This window comes from Bradyrhizobium sp. SZCCHNRI3043 (assembly GCF_032377735.1).
GTDB lineage: Bacteria > Pseudomonadota > Alphaproteobacteria > Rhizobiales > Xanthobacteraceae > Bradyrhizobium.
The window spans coordinates 212,490-232,203 of the sequence record NZ_JAUHID010000002.1 but is presented as its reverse complement, the minus strand read 5'-3'; the positions used below and the strand labels follow the sequence as shown (position 1 = coordinate 232,203).

The window sequence follows — 19,714 nt, the reverse complement described above, 5'->3', positions numbered from 1 at the left end:
TGCATGCACAGTTGCGCCGTTCCACCGGCTGGAGAAGCCTCAACTTTCTCCAGGACTTGCCCGCAGTTTGATCAAGGTTCCGCCGTATTGCAGCAGCGACGACAGCAGACGCAGGCCTGAACATGGGACGATTGGCCGCGGCCGCGATGCTCCCAAATTCCGATCTTGCCGCTTCACATTGCAGAAGTTTTTCCGAAAGCCCCCGCGTGGCCTTCCGCGCGCTTTCGCGAGCAAGCCTGGGCGCAAGCGCGCCCCTGACGCGTATTGGATGACGCTGCTCATCCAACGTGCAGCTTGCCGCGGCGGATCGATTTCCGGCCAGTGTCTCAATAGTGCCACAGAGCTTTATCGATCACGGCTGATTGCAGCGTACGCTGCTTGCAACCAAGGGCGCGCTGCATTCGCCGATCGCCGCGCGATGGGCGCTTGGACAAGAGTTGGGCAGAGGATGGCGCTTTTCGCCTCTTACGCGCCGCGGCAAATTAGATCACAATTGAGGCATCTTCGTTCCCCTGCCCACGACGCAGCAAATGCCTGAACCCGCGCCGGCCGATCCGAACCCTACGCCTCCGCTCCTGCAGACGATCGGGTTGACCAAGCGCTATGGCGACTTCCTTGCCAACGACGAGATCGACATCGAGATCCGGCCACGCGAGATTCACGCCTTGCTCGGCGAGAACGGTGCCGGCAAGTCGACGCTGGTGAAGACGATCTACGGACTGGTGCAGCCGAGCGCCGGTGAGTTGCGCTGGCAGGGTGTGCCCATCAAGCTGTCCGGCCCGGCCGAGGCTCGATCTCTCGGCATCGGCATGGTGTTTCAGCATTTCTCCCTGTTCGACAACCTCACCGTGGCTGAGAACGTGGCGCTCGGGCTCGACGGCAAAGAGCCATTCAAGTCCATGTCAGCGCGGCTCGCGGACGTCGCGCGCGACTACGGACTGCCGCTCGATCCGAAGCGCGAGGTCTGGCAATTGTCGGTCGGCGAGCGGCAGCGCATCGAGATCGTGCGGGCGCTGATGCAGAGTCCGAAATTCCTCATCCTGGACGAGCCCACCGCCGTGTTGACGCCGCAGGAGGCCGACCAGCTGTTCGTCGTGCTGGAGCGACTGAAAGCAGAAGGCCGCGCCATCCTCTACATCAGCCACAAGCTCGAGGAGGTGAAGCGGCTGTGCGACACCGCCACCATCCTGCGCAGCGGCAGGAAGGTCGCGACCTGCAATCCGAAGCTGGAGACGGCTGCCTCGCTGGCCCGCATGATGGTGGGGACCGAGATCAAGGAAGTGAAGCCGCCGGCCGAGCGACGCACCACCGTGCCGCGCCTGGTCGTCAATGATCTCACCCTCGCCCCCAGCGAGCTGCATGGCGTGGGCCTCAAGAACATTTCCTTCGAGCTGAAGGGCGGCGAGATCCTCGGCATTGCCGGTGTCGCCGGCAACGGCCAGGACGAGCTATTTGCTGCGCTGTCCGGCGAACGCCTCGTCAAAGAGCCCGGCACGATCATCATCGAGGGCCTCGCTTGCGGCAATCTCTCGATCAGCCAGCGACGCAAGATGGGAGCCGCCTTCGTGCCGGAGGAGCGGCTGGGGCACGGCACCGCCCCGCGGATGAAGCTGTCGGAGAATGCGCTGCTGACGGGACACGCGGCCAGCGACATGGTCCGGCACGGCTTCATCAACGCGGCAGCGACGCTGCGGACCGTCGATCGCACCACCGAGACATTCGATGTCCGCAAGGCGAAGCGCGATCCGGAAGCGGCGAGCCTGTCCGGCGGCAATCTGCAGAAGTTCGTCGTCGGCCGCGAGATCCTGCGCACGCCGGCGGTGCTGGTCGTCAACCAGCCGACCTGGGGCGTCGACGCCGGCGCCGCCGCGATCATCCGCCAGGCGCTGATCGATCTCGCCAGCGCGGGCGCTGCCGTCCTCGTGACCAGCCAGGACCTCGACGAACTCATCGAGATCGCCGACCGCATCGCCGTGATGTTTCACGGGCAGCTTTCGAAGGCGCTGCCACGCGCGGAGGCGACGCGCGAAAAGCTCGGCCTGTTGATGGGCGGCGCCAGCATCGAGAAGGAGGCCGCGCATGCAGCTCGTGCTTGAGAAGCGCGCCGAGCGCTCGCGCATCATTGCGCTGGTTTCGCCGCTGATCGCGATCGGGCTGACGCTCGTCACCATGAGCGTGCTGTTCGCCGTGCTCGGTAAGAACCCGATCACTGCGCTCGGCGTCTACTTCATCGCGCCGCTCACCGACGGGTATTCGCTGCAGGAGATCGCGGTGAAGGCCACGCCGCTGGTGATGATCGCGATCGGCCTGTCGCTGTGCTACCTCGCCAACGCCTGGAACATCGGCGCCGAGGGTCAATTCCTGATCGGCGCCGTGGCCGGCAGCTGGATCGCGGTGAAGACGCAGGGCACCGAGGCCGGGCACTGGGTGCTGCCGGCGATGCTGGTCGCGGGGGGCGCGGCGGGCGCGCTCTATGCGCTGATCCCGGCGCTGTGTCGCGTCAAGTTCGGCGCCAGCGAGATCCTCACCAGCCTGATGCTGGTCTACGTCGCCGATCTCCTGCTCGACTATCTCGTCCGCGGCCCCTGGCGCGACCCCGCCGGCTTCAACTTCCCCACCACGGCGGAGTTCGATCCGGTCGCGACCGTACCTGTGCTGATCGAGGGCGGACGCCTGCATCTCGGCAGCATCATCGCGCTGATTGTCGTTGCCGGCGCCTTCGTGCTGCTCGAGCGCACCATCAAGGGGTTCGAGATCCGCGTCGTCGGCGTGGCGCCGCGTGCCGCGCGGTTCGGCGGCTTCAATGCGAACCAGCTCATCCTTCTGACGTTCGCCGTGTCGGGCGCATTGGCCGGTCTCGCAGGGATCATCGAGGTGGCGGGCCCCATCGGACATCTGCAGCCCGGCATCTCGCCGGGCTATGGTTTCACCGCGATCATCGTGGCCTTTCTCGGGCGGCTCAACCCGGTTGGAATATTCATTGCAGGGCTTTTCCTCGCGTTGACGTTCATTGGCGGCGAGCAGGCCCAGATCACGATGAAGATTCCACTCGATGTGACCAAGGTGTTCCAGGGCATCCTGCTGTTCTACGTGCTCGCCTGCGATTCGCTCATCCTCTACCGTTTCAAGCTCGTCTTGGCCGCGCGGCAGGTGCAAAGTGGTGCTGGTTGAAGCAATCATCCTGTCGGTGCTCGCCGCATCGACGCCGCTGCTGCTGGCGGCCACCGGTGAGCTGGTCACCGAGCGCTCGGGTGTCCTCAATCTCGGCGTCGAGGGCATGATGATCGTCGGCGCGGCCTGCGGCTTCGGTGGGGCCTGGCTGTCCGGCTCGATCATCGTCGGCGCGCTGTGCGGCATCGTCGCCGGCATGCTGATGTCCTTAATCTTCGCGTTCATGACCCTTGGCCTCGCCGTGAACCAGGTGGCGACGGGCCTCGCGCTGACCATCCTCGGCATCGGTCTGTCCGGCCTGATCGGCGCGCGCTTCATCGGCGAGCGCATCAGCACCGCGCCGCACCTCTCCATCCCCGGCCTCAGCGACATCCCGCTGGTCGGCCGTATCGTGTTCGGCGAGGACGCGTTCGTCTATCTGTCGCTCGCCTTGATCATCGCCGTCTGGTGGTTCCTGTACCGCACCCGTGCCGGCCTGGTGCTGCGCGCCTGCGGCGACAACCATGTCTCCGCCCACGCGCTCGGCTATCCCGTGCTGCGCATCCGTTTGCTCGCGGTGCTATTCGGCGGCGGCTGCGCCGGGCTTGCCGGCGCCTATCTGCCGCTCGCCTACACGCCGTTCTTCATTCCCGGCATGACCGCGGGGCGCGGCTGGATCGCGCTGGCGCTGGTCGTGTTCGCATCCTGGCGGCCGGGCCGCCTCGTCATCGGCGCCTATCTGTTCGGTGCGGTGACGATCCTGCAGCTGCATGCGCAAGGCGCCGGCGTCGGCATCCCCTCGCAGTTCATGTCGGCGCTGCCGTACCTCGCCACCGTGATCGTCCTGGTGCTGCTGTCGCGCGCCCGCACCGGCGGCTCCACCGCGCCGGCGGCGCTGGGGACGGTGTTCGTGCCGGATCGTTGAAGCAATCATCCGGAGCGCCAGCGATGGGGCGCGACGCTCTGGCTCACGAGGTTTCCCCCCGACTGTTTGGAGATATTGACGATGATGAAAAGGCTTCTGGGGGCTGCCGCCGCGTTGGTGCTGGCGGGAAGCATCGCCGGCGTGGCGCACGCCGCCGACAAGCTGAAGATCGGCTTCATCTACCTCGGGCCGATCGGCGACCTCGGCTGGACCTATCAGCATGAGCTCGCGCGCCAGGCGCTAGTGAAGGAGCTCGGTGACAAGATCGAGACGACCTATCTCGAGAATGTGCCGGAAGGCCCCGACTCCGAGCGCGCCATCGAGCAGTTGGTCCGCGCCGGCAACAAGCTGATCTTCACGACCTCGTTCGGCTACATGGATCCGACCCTGAAGGTCGCCAAGAAATATCCCAACGTGCATTTCGAGCACGCCACTGGCTACAAGCGCGACAAGAACATGTCGACCTATTCGGCGCGCTGGTATCAGGGCCGCTACATTCAGGGCATCATCGCCGGCAAGATGTCGAAGACCGGCGTACTCGGCTATATCGGCTCGTTCCCGATCCCGGAGGTTATCTCTGGCATCAACGCCACGATCATCGGCGCGCAGACGGTCAACCCGAACATCAAGGTCAAGATCATCTGGGCCAACACCTGGTTCGACCCGGGCAAGGAAGCCGACGCCGCCAAGGCGCTGATCGACCAGGGCGCCGACGTCATCATGCAGCACACCGACAGCCCGGCCGCGATGCAGATCGCAGCCGAGCGCGGTAAGCTCGCCTTCGGCCAGGACTCCGAGATGATCAAGTTCGGCCCCAAGGCGCAGCTCACCTCGATCCTCGACACCTGGGGCCCCTACTACATCGCGCGCGTCAAGGCCGAGCTCGACGGCACCTGGAAGTCGGAGGACACCTGGGGCGGCCTCGATTCCAAGATGTTCGAGATGGCGCCCTACACCAACATGCCCGATGACGTGAAGAAGCTGGCGGAGGAGACCCAGGCGGCGATCACCGCCGGCAAGCTGCACCCGTTCAAGTGCCCGGTGCTCGGCCAGGACGGCAAGGAGATCGAGTGCAAGGGCGGCGACCATCTCGCCGACGGCCAGATCCTCGGCATGAACTTCTACGTCAAGGGCATCGACGACAAGGTGCCGGGCAAGTAATCAAGCTGGAGCTGCCGATCACCCTGCAGCTCTGCTGCGGCAGGGTGATCGGTACTCACATTTGAGTTGGACCTTTTGTTACGACGGATGATGAGGTAGATCGTTACCCGAATGCATCGTGTGGTACGGCCGCATCGTCTGGGTCGAGTCCAATGATGCTCCGCCTTGCGATGCCTTGACAGCCGTAACCGGGAGTTCCAACTGTGAACAGATCTATCCTGCTCGTTGCCGTCTGCACGTCGGCGCTACTGACGACTCCAGCCGCTTTCGCCAAGACCCTGGTTTTCTGCTCGGAAGGCAGCCCGGAGAACTTCTATCCCGGTGTCAACACAACTGGGACATCGTTCGATGGCAATGAGCCAATCTACAACCGCATCGTCGAGTTCGAGCGCGGCAGCACGCAAGTCGTGCCAGGTCTCGCCGAGACCTGGACGATCTCGCCCGACGGCACCACCTACACGTTCAACCTCCGCAAGGGCGTGAAGTGGCATTCGACCTCCAAGTCGTTCAAGCCGACACGCGACTTCAATGCCGACGACATTCTGTTCTCGATCGAGCGGCAATGGAAGGAGGATAATCCCTATTTCAAGGTGACGAGCCCGAACCATTCGTATTTCGGCGACATGGCGATGCCGAAACTTTTGAAGTCGGTCGAGAAGATCGACGATTATACGATCAAGGTGACCCTCAATCAGCCGGAAGCCCCTTTCCTCGCGGATCTCGCGATGCCGTTCGCCGCGATCCAGTCGAAGGAATATGCCGACGCGATGCTGAAGGCCGGTACGCCCGAGAAAATCGACCAGGATCCGATCGGCACTGGTCCATTCTACCTCGTACAGTATCAAAAGGACGCCGTGATCCGGTACAAGGCGTTTCCCCAATATTGGGGCGGCAAGGCCAAGATCGACGACCTCGTCTATGCGATCACGCCGGATGCATCCGTTCGCTGGGCCAAGCTGCAGAAGGGCGAATGCGACGTGATGCCCTATCCGAACCCGGCCGATATCGACACGATCAGAAAGGACCCGAACGTCACCGTGCTGGAGCAGCCGGGCCTCAACGTTGGGTATCTCGCCTTCAACACGCAGAAGAAGCCGTTCGATGACGTGCGCGTGCGTAAAGCGCTCAGCATGGCGATCAACAAGCAGGCGATCATCGACGCGGTCTATTTGTCGACCGGCATCGCGGCAAAGAACCCGATCCCGCCGTCGATGTGGTCCTACAACGACGCCGTCAAGGACGATCCCTATGACCCCGACGCGGCCAAGAAGCTTCTCTCCGATGCCGGATTCCCGAACGGCCTGGAGACCGATCTGTGGGCCATGCCGGTGCAGCGTCCCTACAATCCGAATGCCAAGCGCATCGCCGAGCTGATGCAGGCCGATCTCGCCAAGATCGGCGTCAAGGCCGAGATCAAGTCGTTCGAATGGGGCGAATACCGCAAGCGGCTGCAGGCCGGCGAGCACCAGATGGGCATGTACGGCTGGACCGGCGACAACGGCGATCCCGACAACTTCCTGCACACCTTGCTGGGCTGTGCTTCGGCACAATCGGCATCGGGGTCGAACATCGCAAAGTTCTGCTACAAGCCGTTCGACGAACTGGTCGTAAAGGCCAAGACCGTCAGCGACCAGGCCGAGCGTGCCAAGCTCTACGAACAGGCCCAGGTGGTCTTCAAGGAGCAGGCACCGTGGTTCACGATCGCGCATGCGGTGCAGTTGAAGCCTGTCAGCAAACGCGTGATCGACTTCAAGCTGTCGCCGTTCGGACGCCACAGCTTCTACGGCGTCGACGTCAAGGATTAGCGGACCTCAGGGCGAAGCAGCTTTCGCTGCTTCGCCGCTTCCGCTTCGCTGCCCTCCCGAAGACCTTCCGGGGAAAGTTGACAGAGCTCTGCATGTTGCGGTTCGTCTTTACCCGGCTCAGCCTTGTGGTCCCGACCTTCATCGGCATCACGTTGCTCGTGTTCGTGCTGATCCGCCTGATCCCCGGCGACCCTATCGAGACGATGGCGGGCGAACGCGGCATCGATCCGGCCCGCCTCGCGCAATTGCGCAAGGATTACGGTTTCGATCAGCCCGTGCTGGTGCAGTATGGTCTCTATCTGTCGCGGCTGGCGCACGGAGATTTCGGCCGCTCGATCGTCACCCATGAGCCGGTGATTGCCGAATTCCAGACCTTGTTCCCCGCGACGGTCGAACTGTCGGTCTGCGCGATCCTGTTTGCGCTGTGCGTGGGGCTGCCGGCCGGCATCATCGCCGCGGTCAGGCGCAATTCGATTTTCGATCACGGCGTGATGGGGATCTCGCTCACCGGCTATTCGATGCCGATTTTCTGGTGGGGACTGCTGCTGATCCTGCTGTTTTCGGTGCAGCTCGGATGGACGCCGGTGTCGGGCCGGATCGCGGTGCAGTATTTCATCGAGCCGGTGACCGGCTTCCTGCTGATCGATACGCTCCTGGCCGGTGATGTCGGCGCGTTTCGTTCGGCCCTGTCACATCTCGTCCTGCCGACGATCGTGCTCGGCACGGTGCCGCTCGCGGTGATCGCCCGCATGACGCGATCGGCCATGCTGGAGGTCCTCGGCGAGGACTACATCCGCACCGCCCGCGCCAAGGGGCTGCCGCCGTTCCGCGTGATCGCGATTCACGCCTTGCGCAATGCGCTGATCCCGGTGGTGACGGTGATCGGGCTGCAGGTCGGCGTACTGTTCACCGGCGCCATCCTTACCGAAACCATCTTTTCCTGGCCGGGCGTGGGCAAATGGCTGATCGAGGGCATCAACCGCCGCGACTATCCGGTGCTGCAGGGCGGCACGCTGCTGATCGGCGCGATCGTCATGACCGTCAATCTGCTGGTTGATATCGCCTATGGGCTGATCAATCCCCGCATCCGGTACACGCGATGAGCGCCGAGAACCTCCCAACCCGCATCGTTGTCGCGCAAGCGGACGCGCCACCGTCTCCATTGCTGGAGTTCTGGCAGGACTTCAGAAAAAACGCAGGCGCCGTCGTGGGCCTCGTGGTGATCACGGTCCTGCTTCTGCTCGCACTATCAGCCGATGTGGTTGCGCCGCATTCGCCTGTTCTCACCAACAACGCAGTGTTCCTGAAGCCCCCGTTCTGGCAGCAGGGCGGATCGCTGTCCTATCCGCTCGGCACCGATGCGATCGGGCGCGATATTCTGTCCCGTCTCATCCATGGCGCGCGGCTGTCGCTGCTGATCGGCATCGCGGTGGTAACGTTGTCGGTGATAGCGGGCACGATCCTCGGCCTGGTTGCCGGCTTTTTCCGCGGCGTGACCGAGATCACGATCATGCGGCTGATGGACATCACGCTGACCTTGCCGAGCCTCTTGCTTGCAATCGTGATTGTCGCAATCCTCGGACCCGGCCTGATGAATGCCATGCTGGCGGTCGCGATCGTGCTGCTGCCGCACTACGTGCGGATCGCGCGCGCGGCCGTGATCAGCGAGGTCTCGAAGGACTACGTCATCGCGGCCAAGGTCGCGGGCGCCGGCCGGCTCCGCCTGATGTTCAAGGAGGTGCTGCCGAACTGCGCGGCGCCGCTGATCGTGCAGGCGACACTGGGAATTTCCACCGCGATCCTGGACGCCGCCGCGCTCGGCTTTCTCGGTCTCGGCGCGCAACCGCCCTTGCCCGAATGGGGAACCATGCTGGCGGACGCGCGCGAATTCGTGCTGCGCGCCTGGTGGGTCGTCACGCTGCCCGGCTTGGCAATCTTGCTGACCGTGCTGGCCTTCAACCTGCTCGGTGACGGGCTGCGCGACGCGCTTGATCCCAAGCTCAAACGATAATCTGCGCAAGAGAGTGAAGGCGATCCGATGCCGCTTCTCGAGATCGAAAATCTGTCGGTCGCATTTCCATCGCGGAACGGGATGGTCCGTGCCGTGGATGGCGTCAGCATCGCGCTCGACAAGGGCGAGGTGCTGGGCATCGTCGGCGAGTCCGGATCCGGCAAGAGCGTCGGCATGCTGGCCCTGATGGGACTGGTGCCCTACCCCGGCCAAGTCCAGGCCGACAAAATGTTGTTCGAGGGACGGGATCTGCAGACCCTGTCCGACCGCGAGCGGCGCGCCCTCACCGGCAAGGACGTCGCGATGATCTTCCAGGAGCCGACGACGTCGCTCAACCCGTCGTTCACGATCGGCTATCAGCTGGCCGAGACGCTGCGCATTCACGAGGGGATGAACCGCAAGGCCGCGCGGCGGCGGGTGATCGAGTTGCTGGAGCAGGTCGGCATTCCCGCCGCCGAGAGCCGGCTCTCGTCCTATCCGCACCAGCTCTCGGGCGGCATGAACCAGCGCATCATGATCGCGATGGCGATCGCCTGCAATCCGAAGCTCCTGATTGCCGACGAGCCGACGACGGCGCTCGATGTCACCATCCAGGCCCAGATCCTGGATTTGCTGCTGTCGCTGCAGCGCGACCGCGGCATGGCGCTGATCCTCATCACCCACAACATGGGCGTAGTCTCGGACACGACCGAGCGCGTCGCGGTGATGTATGCGGGACAGATCATGGAGCAGCGCCCGACCTCGAGCCTGTTCGCCTCGCCCCAGCATCCCTACACGGCCGCCTTGCTGGCGGCGCGCCCGGAAGCGAGCGACGGGGGACGGCTCGCCACCATCCCTGGCGTGGTGCCCGGAGCTTACGACCGGCCGCCCGGGTGCCTGTTCAGCCCGCGTTGCATCTATGCGACGCCGCTGACCGATGCGGTGCGTCCCGAGTTGCGTCCCTGGAGCGATGGCCTGGTGCGTTGTCATTACCCGCTCGGCGATCCCACGCGCGAAGAGCGAATCGAGGCCGACCGGCATGGCGCCTGTGCGCCGTGCCAGGCCCACGAGGCCCTGTCATGACGGCGCTCGTCACCGCGGACGGTCTCAAGCGCAGCTACGAGGTCAAGCAGGGCCTGTTCCGCGCCCCGGCGCATCTGCAGGCCGTCGGCGGCGTGTCCTTTGCCATTGAGACCGGCAAGACGCTGGCGGTCGTCGGCGAATCCGGTTGCGGCAAATCGACTCTCGCGCGACTGGTCACACTCATTGAGAAGCCGGACGCCGGCACGCTCATGCTCGACGGCCTCGACGCCGTCGATCCTCCGGCCGGCGCCTCGAGGACCTTGCGGCGTACCGTGCAGATCGTGTTTCAAAATCCATATGGCTCGCTCAACCCGCGCAAGCGCGTCGGCGCCATCCTCGAGGAGCCGCTGATCATCAACACCGACCTCACCAAGCAGGAGCGGCGCGCGCAGGCGCTCGACATGATGGCGAAGGTCGGGCTGCGTCCGGAGCATCATGGCCGCTATCCGCACATGTTCTCCGGCGGCCAGCGGCAGCGCATCGCGATCGCGCGCGCCCTGATGTTGCGGCCGAAGCTCTTGGTCGCCGACGAGCCGGTCTCCGCGCTCGATATGTCGGTGCAGGCGCAGGTGCTCAACCTGCTGGCCGATCTGCAGCGTGAGCTGGGGCTCGCTTATCTCTTCATCTCGCACGACCTCGGTGTTGTCAGGCACATCGCCGACGACGTGCTGATCATGTATCTGGGACTGGTCATGGAGCACGGGCCGAAGGAGCGCATTTTCGCGCGGCCACTTCATCCCTATGCGCAGGCCCTGGTCGACGCCACGCCGGGCCTTGGCCGCAAACGTCAGCGGATCGTGCCCAAGGGCGAGTTGCCGTCGCCGCTCGACCCACCGGCCGGTTGCGTGTTTTCGACCCGCTGTCCCTACGTGACGGATCTCTGCCGCGCGCAGCGCCCGCCGCTGCGCCCGCTCGACGGCCGCCTCGTCGCCTGCCATTACGCCGAGCGCTTCCTGGACCCACAGCCGGCCTGACAATCGTCTTCACCCCGCCTGCATCTGAGCTGCCGCCGCGCTGTGGCGCCGGATCAGCCGGGTGACATCGAGCCCCGGAATGGCGCCGTCGATCACGGTCCAGCGGCCGCCGACCATCACGCGATCGGCACGGTGCGCGCCACACAGCACCAGCGCGGCGATCGGATCCCCTGAACCCGAGAAGCGCAGCTCGTCGAGCTTGAACAGCGCGAGGTCGGCGGCCTTGCCGACCGCAATCTCGCCGAGCTCGGGCCGGCCGACGCAGGCGGCCGAGCCCTTCGTCGCCCACCGCAGCGCATCCTTGTGGCTGATCCGGCTAACGCCGTAGCGCGCCCGCTGCAGCAGGAAAGCGGAGCGCACCTCCTGCATCAGGTTGGAGCCGTCGTTCGAGGCCGAGCCATCGACGCCAAGGCCGATGCCGACGCCCGCCTCTTCCATCTCGCACACCGGACAGCAGCCGGAGGCGAGCAACTGGTTCGAGCAGGCGCAGTGCGTGATCGTCGTCCTCGCCTTGCCGAGCCGTTTCATCTCCTCGGCATTGAAGAAGATGCCGTGCGCAAGCCAGGTGCGCGGACCAAGCCAACCCTGCTTTTCGAGATAATCCAGCGGACGACAGCCGAACATCGCCTCGCAGAAGCGGTTCTCATCCTCGGTCTCGGCGAGATGCGTGTGCAGCCGCACGTCGAGCTTGTCGGCGAGCGCAGCCGTCTTCTGCATCAGCGATCCCGTCACCGAGAACGGCGAGCACGGCGCCAGCGCGATCTGCACCATCGCATCCGGCCCGCGCTCGTGATAGGTGGCGACCACGCGCTCACTGTCGGCAAGGATCGTGTCCTCGTCCTGCACCACGCTGTCCGGCGGCAGCCCGCCGTCGCGCTCGGACAAGTTCATCGAGCCGCGGGTCAATAGCACCCGAATGCCGAGCCGCTTCGCCACCGCGACCTCGATGCCAACTGCATCTTCGAGCCCGGCGGGGAAGACGTAGTGATGATCTGTCGTGGTCGTACAACCCGACAGCATCAGCTCGGCCATCGCGACCGTGACCGCCGCATCCAGTGCCTCCGGCGTCAGCTTCGCCCAGATTGGATAGAGCGCCTTCAGCCAGGGGAACAGCTCGCGGTCCATCGCGGCCGGCAGCGCGCGCGTCAGCGTCTGGTAGAAGTGATGATGGGTATTGATCAGCCCGGGGATCACGACATGCGCGCTGGCATCATAGGTCGCCGCATCAGCGGTGGCCGGCTCGGCACCGGCAGGCACCAGCTCGACGATGCGGCCGTCCTTGACGACGACACCGCGCGCAGCATCCTCGGCGAGAATGGCGAGCGGGTCCTTGATCCAGATCGGCGTCGTGCTCATGGCTGCCTCGTCTCGTTGATTGGGCGTTTGCGTGTGCCGGTAACTTGCAAGCGGAAGGCCAGCGTCATCCTATTGCCAGTTGGCGCTGGTCTTGCAAGGATTCCACCCGCGATAGGCTGCGCCCACGAGCTGGCATCACCATGGATCTGAACACCATCACGGAGGTCGTGCGCCCGAGAACGCGGGCCGAGCTGCCCAGCTGGCAGGCAGGCGATGCCTGGCTGGCCGGCGGCACGTGGCTGTTCTCCGAACCGCAGGCGCAGCTGTCGCGGCTGATCGATCTCAGCGAGCTCGCCTGGCCGCCACTCACCATCAGCGATCAGGGCCTGTGCATCGCCGCGACCTGCAGCGTCGCCGCGCTGGACGCGCTGCCCTGCCCGGCCGACTGGATCGCGGCGCCCCTGATCGATCAATGCTGCCGCGCGTTCCTCGCTTCCTTCAAGATCTGGAAGACGGCGACCGTCGGCGGCAATCTCTGCATGTCGCTGCCGGCCGGGCCGATGATCTCGCTGCTCGCCGCGCTCGAGGGCGTCTGCACGATCTGGAGGAGTGACGGCAGCGAGCAGCGCATAAGGGTCACCGACTTCGTCACCGGCAACAACAGCAACGTGCTCGCACCTGGAGACCTGTTGCGCCAGATCGACATTCCGCTGGCCGCGCTCAAGCGCCGCACCGCCTTCCGCCAGATCGCACTCACTCCGGTCGGACGCTCCGGCGCGCTGCTGATCGGAACCTCGGGCCGCAACGGCGACCTGCTGCTCACCGTAACCGGATCGACCGTCAAGCCGCTGCAGCTGCGCTTTGCCAGCATGCCCGACGCAACCTTGCTGCGCGCGAGCATCTTCGGCGACATCCCCGATACGTCGTATCATGATGATGTTCATGGCAAGCCCGCCTGGCGCAAGGCAATGACCCTGCGCCTCGCCGAGGAGATTCGCGCCGAGCTCGCTGGCGGCGCGCGGCCATGAGCGTGATCGTCGATGGCAAGGAAGTCGATGCTGCCCCGCGCCCCGGACAGTGCCTGCGGACCTTTCTGCGCGACGCCGGCCATTTCGGCGTCAAGAAGGGCTGCGACGCCGGTGATTGCGGCGCCTGCACCGTGCTGCTCGATGGCGAGCCGGTGCACAGCTGCCTGATCCCCGCCTTTCGCGCCGAGGGCAAGGCGGTCACGACTGTCGAAGGTCTCGCCGCCGATGACGGCCTGCATCCGATGCAGCAGGCCTTCCTCGATGCGCAGGCGTTCCAATGCGGCTTCTGCACCGCAGGCATGATCGTCACCTGCGCCTCGCTGAACCAGGCGCAGGTGAAGGATCTCGGCGCGGCGCTGAAGGGCAATCTGTGCCGCTGCACCGGCTATCGCGCCATCGAGGACGCGCTGCTCGGCCTCACCCATGTCGAGGATGTCACGGCCGGCGAAGCCTTCGGACGCAGCCTGCCGGCCCCCGCCGGCCCCGACGTCGTGCGCGGCCGGGCACGCTACACCTTCGACACGACGGTCGAAGGCCTGCTGCACGTCAAGCTCGCGCGCTCCCCGCACGCGCATGCGCGCATCGTCGGCATCGACAAGAGGGCTGCGCTGGCGGTGCCCGGCGTGCATGCGGTGCTGACGCACGAGGATGCGCCGGCGACGCTGTTCTCCACCGCGCGCCATGAGCAGGCCTGGATGGATCCGGCCGACACCCGCGTGCTCGACGACGTCGTCCGCTTCATCGGCCAGAAGGTCGCCGCCGTGGTCGCCGACAGCGAAGCCGCCGCTGAGGAAGGTTGCCGACGCCTCGTCGTCGACTACGAGATCCTGCCTGCCGTGGTCGATCCCGAAGCCGCGATCGCGCCCGGCGCGCCCGTCATTCACGCCGGCCGTATGGCTGCGCATCGCATCGCGGACGTCAGCCGCAACATCGTCGCCGAGACCCACGGCGAGTTCGGCAACGTCGCCGCCGCGCTCGCGTCTGCCGCCGCGACCTATGAAGGCACCTTCACCACGCAGCGAGTGCAGCACGCCGCCCTAGAAACGCACGGCGGTCTCGCCTGGCTCGACGACCACGGCGTGCTCACCGTCCGTTCCAGCACGCAAGTGCCGTTCCTGACACGGCGGGCGCTGTGTGAAATCTTCGACCTGCCTCCCGACCAGGTCCGCGTGTTCTGCGAGCGCGTCGGCGGCGGCTTCGGCGGCAAACAGGAGATGTTCGTCGAGGATATCCTCGCGCTCGCCGCGCTGAAGACCAACCGTCCCGTCAAGCTCGAATTCACCCGAGAGGAGCAGTTCATCGCGACCTCGACGCGACATCCGATGCGTGTCACGATCAAAGCGGGCGCCGACAGCGACGGCAAGCTGACCGCGCTGCAGCTCGATGTAGTCTCCAACACCGGCGCTTACGGCAATCACGCCGGGCCCGTGCTGTTCCATGCCTGCGGCGAGTCGATCTCGGTCTACAATTGTCCCAACAAGAAGGTCGACGCGATCGCCGTCTACACCAACACGGTGCCGGCCGGCGCCTATCGCGGCTACGGCCTGCCGCAAACCACCTTCGCGGTCGAAGCCGCAATCGATGAGCTCGCGCGGCAGCTCGGCATCGACGTTGTCGAGATGCGACGCCGCAATATCGTCAGGCCCGGCGATCCTATGCTGGCGCCGCCCGCATCGGAGCACAGCGACGTGCTGTACGGCTCCTACGGGCTCGACCAGTGCCTCGATCTGGTCGAGCGCGCGATGGCCGAGACGACGCCGACGCCGGAGCTGTCGGCCGAGTGGCTGACGGGCGATGGCATCGCGCTGACGATGATCGATACGGTGCCGCCTGACGGCCACTTCGCCGACGCCGCCATCAGCCTGCGCGACGACGGCGGCTTCGTGCTCACCGTCGGCACCGCCGAGTTCGGCAATGGCACCAGCACCGTGCATCGCCAGATCGCGGCGACCGTGCTCGGCACCACGCCCGACCGCATCACCCTCGAGCAGTCCGACACCGCCCATGGCGGCCACGACACCGGCGCCTACGGCTCGACCGGCACGTTCGTGGCCGGCCGCGCCACGCAGGCCGCGGCGGAGGCGCTCGCCGAGACGCTCAAGCGCTTCGCCGCCGATCATTGGAACCTGGATCCGGACGGCTGCCGGATCGCTGACAATGCGATCAGTTGCGGCGCTCGGCGCCTGTCCTTTTCCGAGATTGCCAAGCTCAGCGGATCGCCGCTCACGGCAAGCGGCAACTCGCAGGGCACGCCGCGCTCGGTCGCGTTCAACGTCCAGGGCTTTCGCGTCGCCGTGAACAAGCACACCGGCGAGGTCAAGATCCTCAAGAGCGTGCAGGCCGCGGATGCTGGCCGCGTCGCCAATCCGATGCAGTGCCGCGGCCAGATCGAGGGCGGCGTTGCGCAGTCGCTGGGTGCTGCGCTCTACGAGGAGATCGTGATCGACGAGACGGGCCGCGTGATCAATCCGCGCTTCCGCGACTACCATGTGCCGTCCTATGCCGACGTGCCCCGCACCGAAGTGCTGTTTGCCGACACCAGCGATACGATCGGCCCATTGGGGGCGAAGTCGATGAGCGAGAGCCCCTACAATCCCGTCGCCGCCGCGCTCGGCAACGCGCTGCGTGCCGCCACCGGCATCCGCTTCACCGCCGTGCCGTTCAAGCCGGACCGGCTGTTTCCGCAGTTGCAGGAGACATTCGGCGAATGAGCCAATGATGGCGGCGATCCGGGGACGCGCATGAGCGAGACATTTCGTCCGGTCGACGAGCGTCCGGCGGCCACCAGCTCCTCAGCGCAGCACGTCCGAGGTGGGAGATGGCTGCGCTAGGGCTTCGACCGGCGATCGTAGGACCAGCCGAACAGGCCGCTTCGCTCGGTCTCGGGCTCCGGCTCGGCTGTCGGAGCAGATTGCGTCGGCTGCGCGGCCGCCTGTGGCGCGGCAGGCGCGACCGGCTTTGGAGTGATCTCGCACTTCATCGAATAGACCAGCTTGCCGTCCTCGGTGCGCCCGATCGGCGCGCAGGCATCGGCGCGCCTGGCTGCTGCCGGCTTCGGCGCGGGCGCTGTCTGCGCCAAGGCGGATTGCACCAAGGCGGGCTGCGCCATCACCAGAATGATCAGGACCGGTCTCTTCATCGCGTCCGCCATGCGTCGTTACCGGATGCATTGAACGCAATCGCGCGGTCGAAGTCCACCAGATCAAGTGCGCATGAAGGCCTGTCTCCTGTGCACGGCCTGCCAAAGCGATGCGCTGGAAATCACACGGGATCGATGCAACAGATGGGGCGCAGGCGGCCGTCGTTCGGCGCGTGCTGCACAAAGGAGATGAGCGCACGATGTGGGCCTCGATCATATCGGAATGGCTGAGCCTGATCTTCCGCTGGCTGCACGTGGTCGCGGCGGTGGCGTGGATCGGGAGTTCGTTCTACTTCATCGCGCTCGATCTCAGCCTGAAGCCGCGTGAGGGCCTGCCGACGGGCGTGATGGGCGAAGCCTGGCAGGTCCATGGCGGCGGCTTCTACCACATCGTCAAATATCTGGTGGCGCCGGCGCAGATGCCGCGCGAGCTGACCTGGTTCAAATGGGAGGCCTACACCACCTGGCTGTCCGGCTTCGTGCTGATGATCGTGGTGTATTATCTCAACGCCGACCTGTTCCTGGTCGACAAGTCGATCCTCGATCTCACGCCCGTTCAGGCCGGCCTGTTCAGCTTCGGCTCGCTGGCGCTGGCGTGGCTGCTGTACGAGGGCGCCTGCCGCAGCGGCCTTGCCAGGCACGAGCTGCCGTTCGCGATCGGCGGCTACATCTTCCTCGTCGCGCTCACCTACGCCTTCACCCACGTGCTGAGCGGCCGCGGCGCCTTCAACCAGATCGGCGCGATCATCGGCACCATCATGGTCGCCAACGTGTTCGCGGTGATCATCCCCAACCAGAAGAAGATCGTTGCCGCGTTGATCGCAGGTCAGGCCCCGGACCCCAGGCTCGGCAAGACCGGCAAGGAGCGATCGGTCCACAACAACTATCTGACCCTGCCGGTCGTGGTGCTGATGATCAGCAATCACTATCCGCTGCTGTTCGGCACCCGCTACAATTGGGCGATCGTCGCCATCGTGCTCGCGCTTGGGCCGGTGATCCGCCACTTCTTCAACGCGCGTCACCAGGGTCATCCGTCGCCATGGTGGGTGTGGGGCGTTGCGGCCGCGGGCATGATCGGCATCCTGCTGTTGTCCGCGGCGGGCCCTCGCGACGCCAAGACGACGATGAGCGCGCCGCCAACATTCGCGCAGGTCGAGGAGATCGTGACCTCCCGCTGCAGCATGTGCCACGCCGCCGAGCCCGTATGGGACGGCATCGTCGCAGCCCCCAAGGGCGTGCGGCTCGACACCGCCGACAACATCCAGCGCAATGCACGGCTGATCGCGCGCAACGCCGCGTGGTCGAGCGCCATGCCGCCCGGCAACATCACCGAGATCACCGGCGACGAGCGCGCCGTGCTCGCGGCGTGGGCGGGCGCGCAATAGCCGCTCACCTTCACTGTCCTCTTCACCTGTCAAACAGCTCGTTCGCCGAGCCCACGCACCCGCGCGAGCTCATGCGCCCTGGCAACGGTTCGACTTTCAATCATCGCGGTTCTCTAGAGAAGACGTACCACGGCGCTCCCGCGGCGCGATCGGCCCGGGTTGCGTATATCGTTTGCCCTCACGGTCGCGGGGCATGTTCTCGGCGCGCAACAAGCACTCGACCCACCGTTCCTGCATTCGCCGACAACGCAGCCGTCGGCTCGGCCATTGCGCGACGGCGTGCTTGCAGATGCTCGCTTCGGTTCCCCACGACGCATGCGTGAAGCCGACGCTGGGACAACCGGATTTTCACAACGCGCAGTTGAGCTGAGATCCGAGCAACGACGATTGAGTTGGAGCGCATCCGATTGTCGTCATGACCTTGCGGCAAAATTTACCACCCATTGGGACGCGGCTTGGCTGCAGAAAACATGGCGCTAGAGTGGCGCCCACAATCAGCTATCAGCGAAACGCTCCATCATGTCGATCTCCGTCAAAGGCCGGCTGGCCATTGTCGCGCTCATCGCGCTTGCCTGCTTCGCAAGCTCGGTGCTGAAGCTCTATCTGGGGCTGCTGTGCATCTCGCTGCTCGTGAGCTTTGCCGTGGTCGGCGTCGTGGCCCGGCTGGTCGAAGGGATCGCCAGCAAACGCAATCGGAGCGGCGAGCAGCGGCTGGCCCATCGCCGCGATCGCCCTGCTCTCGTCGAGGGCCCGCAGCCGCTGTCGATGACGACGATGGATCATGTCGACACGCCATCGCCAGCGGGGCCCGTGCGATGAGCGGGATGCATACGGCCGCGCCTGCCTCGTCGTTCCGTCTGATCTGCAGCATCGTCGGCGGCACCGAACGACCCTCGCGGTCGTCGATCATCCGTCTCGCGATCGAGCGCTGAAGGACAGGCATTATCGGACACCGGAGACTGGCAAATGGTGCTACGAGTTCGACCGCTGGAACGGCGAGGACCAGATCATCCTCTCGGCCAAGCCGATCGAGGACACAGCGACGCCGCGCTCGGTGGCGATCCATCGGAAAAGGAGCGAGTGGCCGTTCAGGTCGCCGCACTGATCGCGTCGATACGGCGTCTGTACCTCAGCCCTTCGGCCGCTTCCGCTTCGCCTCCAGCGCCGTGAGATAGGTTGCCATCATCTCCGGCAGCGCGGCGACCACGACGTCGCGACTGCGCGGATCCTGCTCGCGCGTGAACAGCAGGGTACCGAGCACGACGGCATCGAGCGTGGTGGCCGCCTGTTGGCCCAATTCATCGCCGAGCTTGGCGCGCATGACGCGGTCGATGAGGGCCCTGAACTCGGCATGCATGGTCTGATCGTGCAGATCCAGCGTCGCCAGCGCATCTGGATGGCGAACGAAGTAGCGAATCGCCCAGCCTATCAACTGCTCGATGACCTGCGGCGGCGACATCGCTGCCCATTCCGCATCGCTTCGCTGCAGCACGCGATCGAACGCCGGCTGCAGCTCGGCATCGTGACGCTCGGCGAGCGCGTCGAGCATCTGCTCCTTGTCACGGAAGAAGTGATAGACCGAGCCGATCGACGCGCCGGCGCGCTGGGCTGCGGCGTGCATGCCGACGGCACCGATCCCGGCCTCGGCGATGATGGCGGCTGCCGCGTCGAGCAACTGCTCGCGGCGCTCACGGCCGCGCGCCTGGCGGGGCGCACGAGCCGTCGAGCGCGCGGGGTCATTCAGGTCGGTCGCAGCTTTCCGTCGCACGTTCGCGTCA

The 19,714-nt window shown here is 65.5% G+C and carries 16 protein-coding genes; 13 read left to right on the top strand and 3 right to left on the bottom strand.

Annotated features, from left to right (window positions below; translation table 11 throughout):
* Positions 1-530 precede the first annotated feature (530 nt).
* The 9 genes from QX124_RS06810 (at position 531) to QX124_RS06770 (ending at position 11,088) form a co-directional block, all read left to right on the top strand.
* The gene (locus QX124_RS06810) at positions 531-2,096 is read left to right on the top strand and encodes an ABC transporter ATP-binding protein (protein WP_315717787.1); all 1,566 of its coding nucleotides are present in this window, start codon (positions 531-533) and stop codon (positions 2,094-2,096) included.
* A complete protein-coding gene (locus QX124_RS06805; RefSeq protein WP_315796729.1) occupies positions 2,080-3,171 on the top strand; it encodes an ABC transporter permease in 1,092 nt (363 codons plus the stop codon). The genes QX124_RS06810 and QX124_RS06805 overlap by 17 nt, the downstream gene beginning before the upstream one ends.
* Positions 3,158-4,075 (top strand): ABC transporter permease, encoded by a 918-nt coding sequence (locus tag QX124_RS06800; protein ID WP_315796728.1) that lies wholly within the window; start codon positions 3,158-3,160, stop codon positions 4,073-4,075. Before QX124_RS06805 ends, QX124_RS06800 begins: the two co-directional genes overlap by 14 nt.
* A gap of 81 nt (positions 4,076-4,156) precedes the next feature.
* Positions 4,157-5,236, top strand: coding sequence for a BMP family ABC transporter substrate-binding protein (locus QX124_RS06795; RefSeq protein WP_315796727.1), 1,080 nt, complete (start codon positions 4,157-4,159; stop codon positions 5,234-5,236).
* A gap of 203 nt (positions 5,237-5,439) precedes the next feature.
* Complete coding sequence (locus QX124_RS06790; protein WP_315781890.1) at positions 5,440-7,041, top strand: ABC transporter substrate-binding protein; 1,602 nt, start codon at positions 5,440-5,442, stop codon at positions 7,039-7,041.
* Between the two features lie 92 nt (positions 7,042-7,133).
* Entirely contained in the window at positions 7,134-8,144 is a 1,011-nt protein-coding gene (locus tag QX124_RS06785; protein ID WP_315738539.1) for an ABC transporter permease subunit, read from the top strand.
* Positions 8,141-9,052: an ABC transporter permease subunit gene (locus tag QX124_RS06780; RefSeq protein WP_315781892.1), complete on the top strand. Its 912-nt coding sequence runs from the start codon at positions 8,141-8,143 to the stop codon at positions 9,050-9,052. The genes QX124_RS06785 and QX124_RS06780 overlap by 4 nt, the downstream gene beginning before the upstream one ends.
* Before the next feature lie 27 nt (positions 9,053-9,079).
* Positions 9,080-10,114 (top strand): ABC transporter ATP-binding protein, encoded by a 1,035-nt coding sequence (locus tag QX124_RS06775; protein ID WP_315796726.1) that lies wholly within the window; start codon positions 9,080-9,082, stop codon positions 10,112-10,114.
* A complete protein-coding gene (locus QX124_RS06770; RefSeq protein ID WP_315796725.1) occupies positions 10,111-11,088 on the top strand; it encodes a peptide ABC transporter ATP-binding protein in 978 nt (325 codons plus the stop codon). Before QX124_RS06775 ends, QX124_RS06770 begins: the two co-directional genes overlap by 4 nt.
* Positions 11,089-11,097: 9 nt before the next feature.
* Here QX124_RS06770 and QX124_RS06765 read toward each other — a convergent pair whose 3' ends face one another.
* On the bottom strand, positions 11,098-12,444 hold the full coding sequence (locus tag QX124_RS06765; RefSeq protein ID WP_315796724.1) for an 8-oxoguanine deaminase: 1,347 nt from the start codon (positions 12,442-12,444) through the stop codon (positions 11,098-11,100).
* 140 nt (positions 12,445-12,584) lie between these two features.
* On the opposite strand from QX124_RS06765, the gene QX124_RS06760 reads away from it, so the two are divergent.
* Together QX124_RS06760 and QX124_RS06755 are read left to right on the top strand one after the other, a co-directional pair.
* Positions 12,585-13,412 (top strand): FAD binding domain-containing protein, encoded by an 828-nt coding sequence (locus QX124_RS06760; RefSeq protein ID WP_315796723.1) that lies wholly within the window; start codon positions 12,585-12,587, stop codon positions 13,410-13,412.
* The gene (locus QX124_RS06755; RefSeq protein ID WP_315796722.1) at positions 13,409-16,123 is read left to right on the top strand and encodes a molybdopterin-dependent oxidoreductase; all 2,715 of its coding nucleotides are present in this window, start codon (positions 13,409-13,411) and stop codon (positions 16,121-16,123) included. The genes QX124_RS06760 and QX124_RS06755 overlap by 4 nt, the downstream gene beginning before the upstream one ends.
* A gap of 116 nt (positions 16,124-16,239) precedes the next feature.
* Here QX124_RS06755 and QX124_RS06750 read toward each other — a convergent pair whose 3' ends face one another.
* Positions 16,240-16,551, bottom strand: coding sequence for a hypothetical protein (locus QX124_RS06750; RefSeq protein ID WP_315796721.1), 312 nt, complete (start codon positions 16,549-16,551; stop codon positions 16,240-16,242).
* 200 nt (positions 16,552-16,751) lie between these two features.
* On the opposite strand from QX124_RS06750, the gene QX124_RS06745 reads away from it, so the two are divergent.
* Entirely contained in the window at positions 16,752-17,936 is a 1,185-nt protein-coding gene (locus QX124_RS06745; RefSeq protein ID WP_315796720.1) for a urate hydroxylase PuuD, read from the top strand.
* 519 nt (positions 17,937-18,455) lie between these two features.
* Positions 18,456-18,755, top strand: a complete 300-nt coding sequence (locus QX124_RS06740) for a hypothetical protein (protein ID WP_315781907.1) — start codon at positions 18,456-18,458, stop codon at positions 18,753-18,755.
* 310 nt (positions 18,756-19,065) lie between these two features.
* Here QX124_RS06740 and QX124_RS06735 read toward each other — a convergent pair whose 3' ends face one another.
* Entirely contained in the window at positions 19,066-19,704 is a 639-nt protein-coding gene (locus QX124_RS06735; RefSeq protein WP_315796719.1) for a TetR/AcrR family transcriptional regulator, read from the bottom strand.
* Positions 19,705-19,714 lie beyond the last annotated feature (10 nt).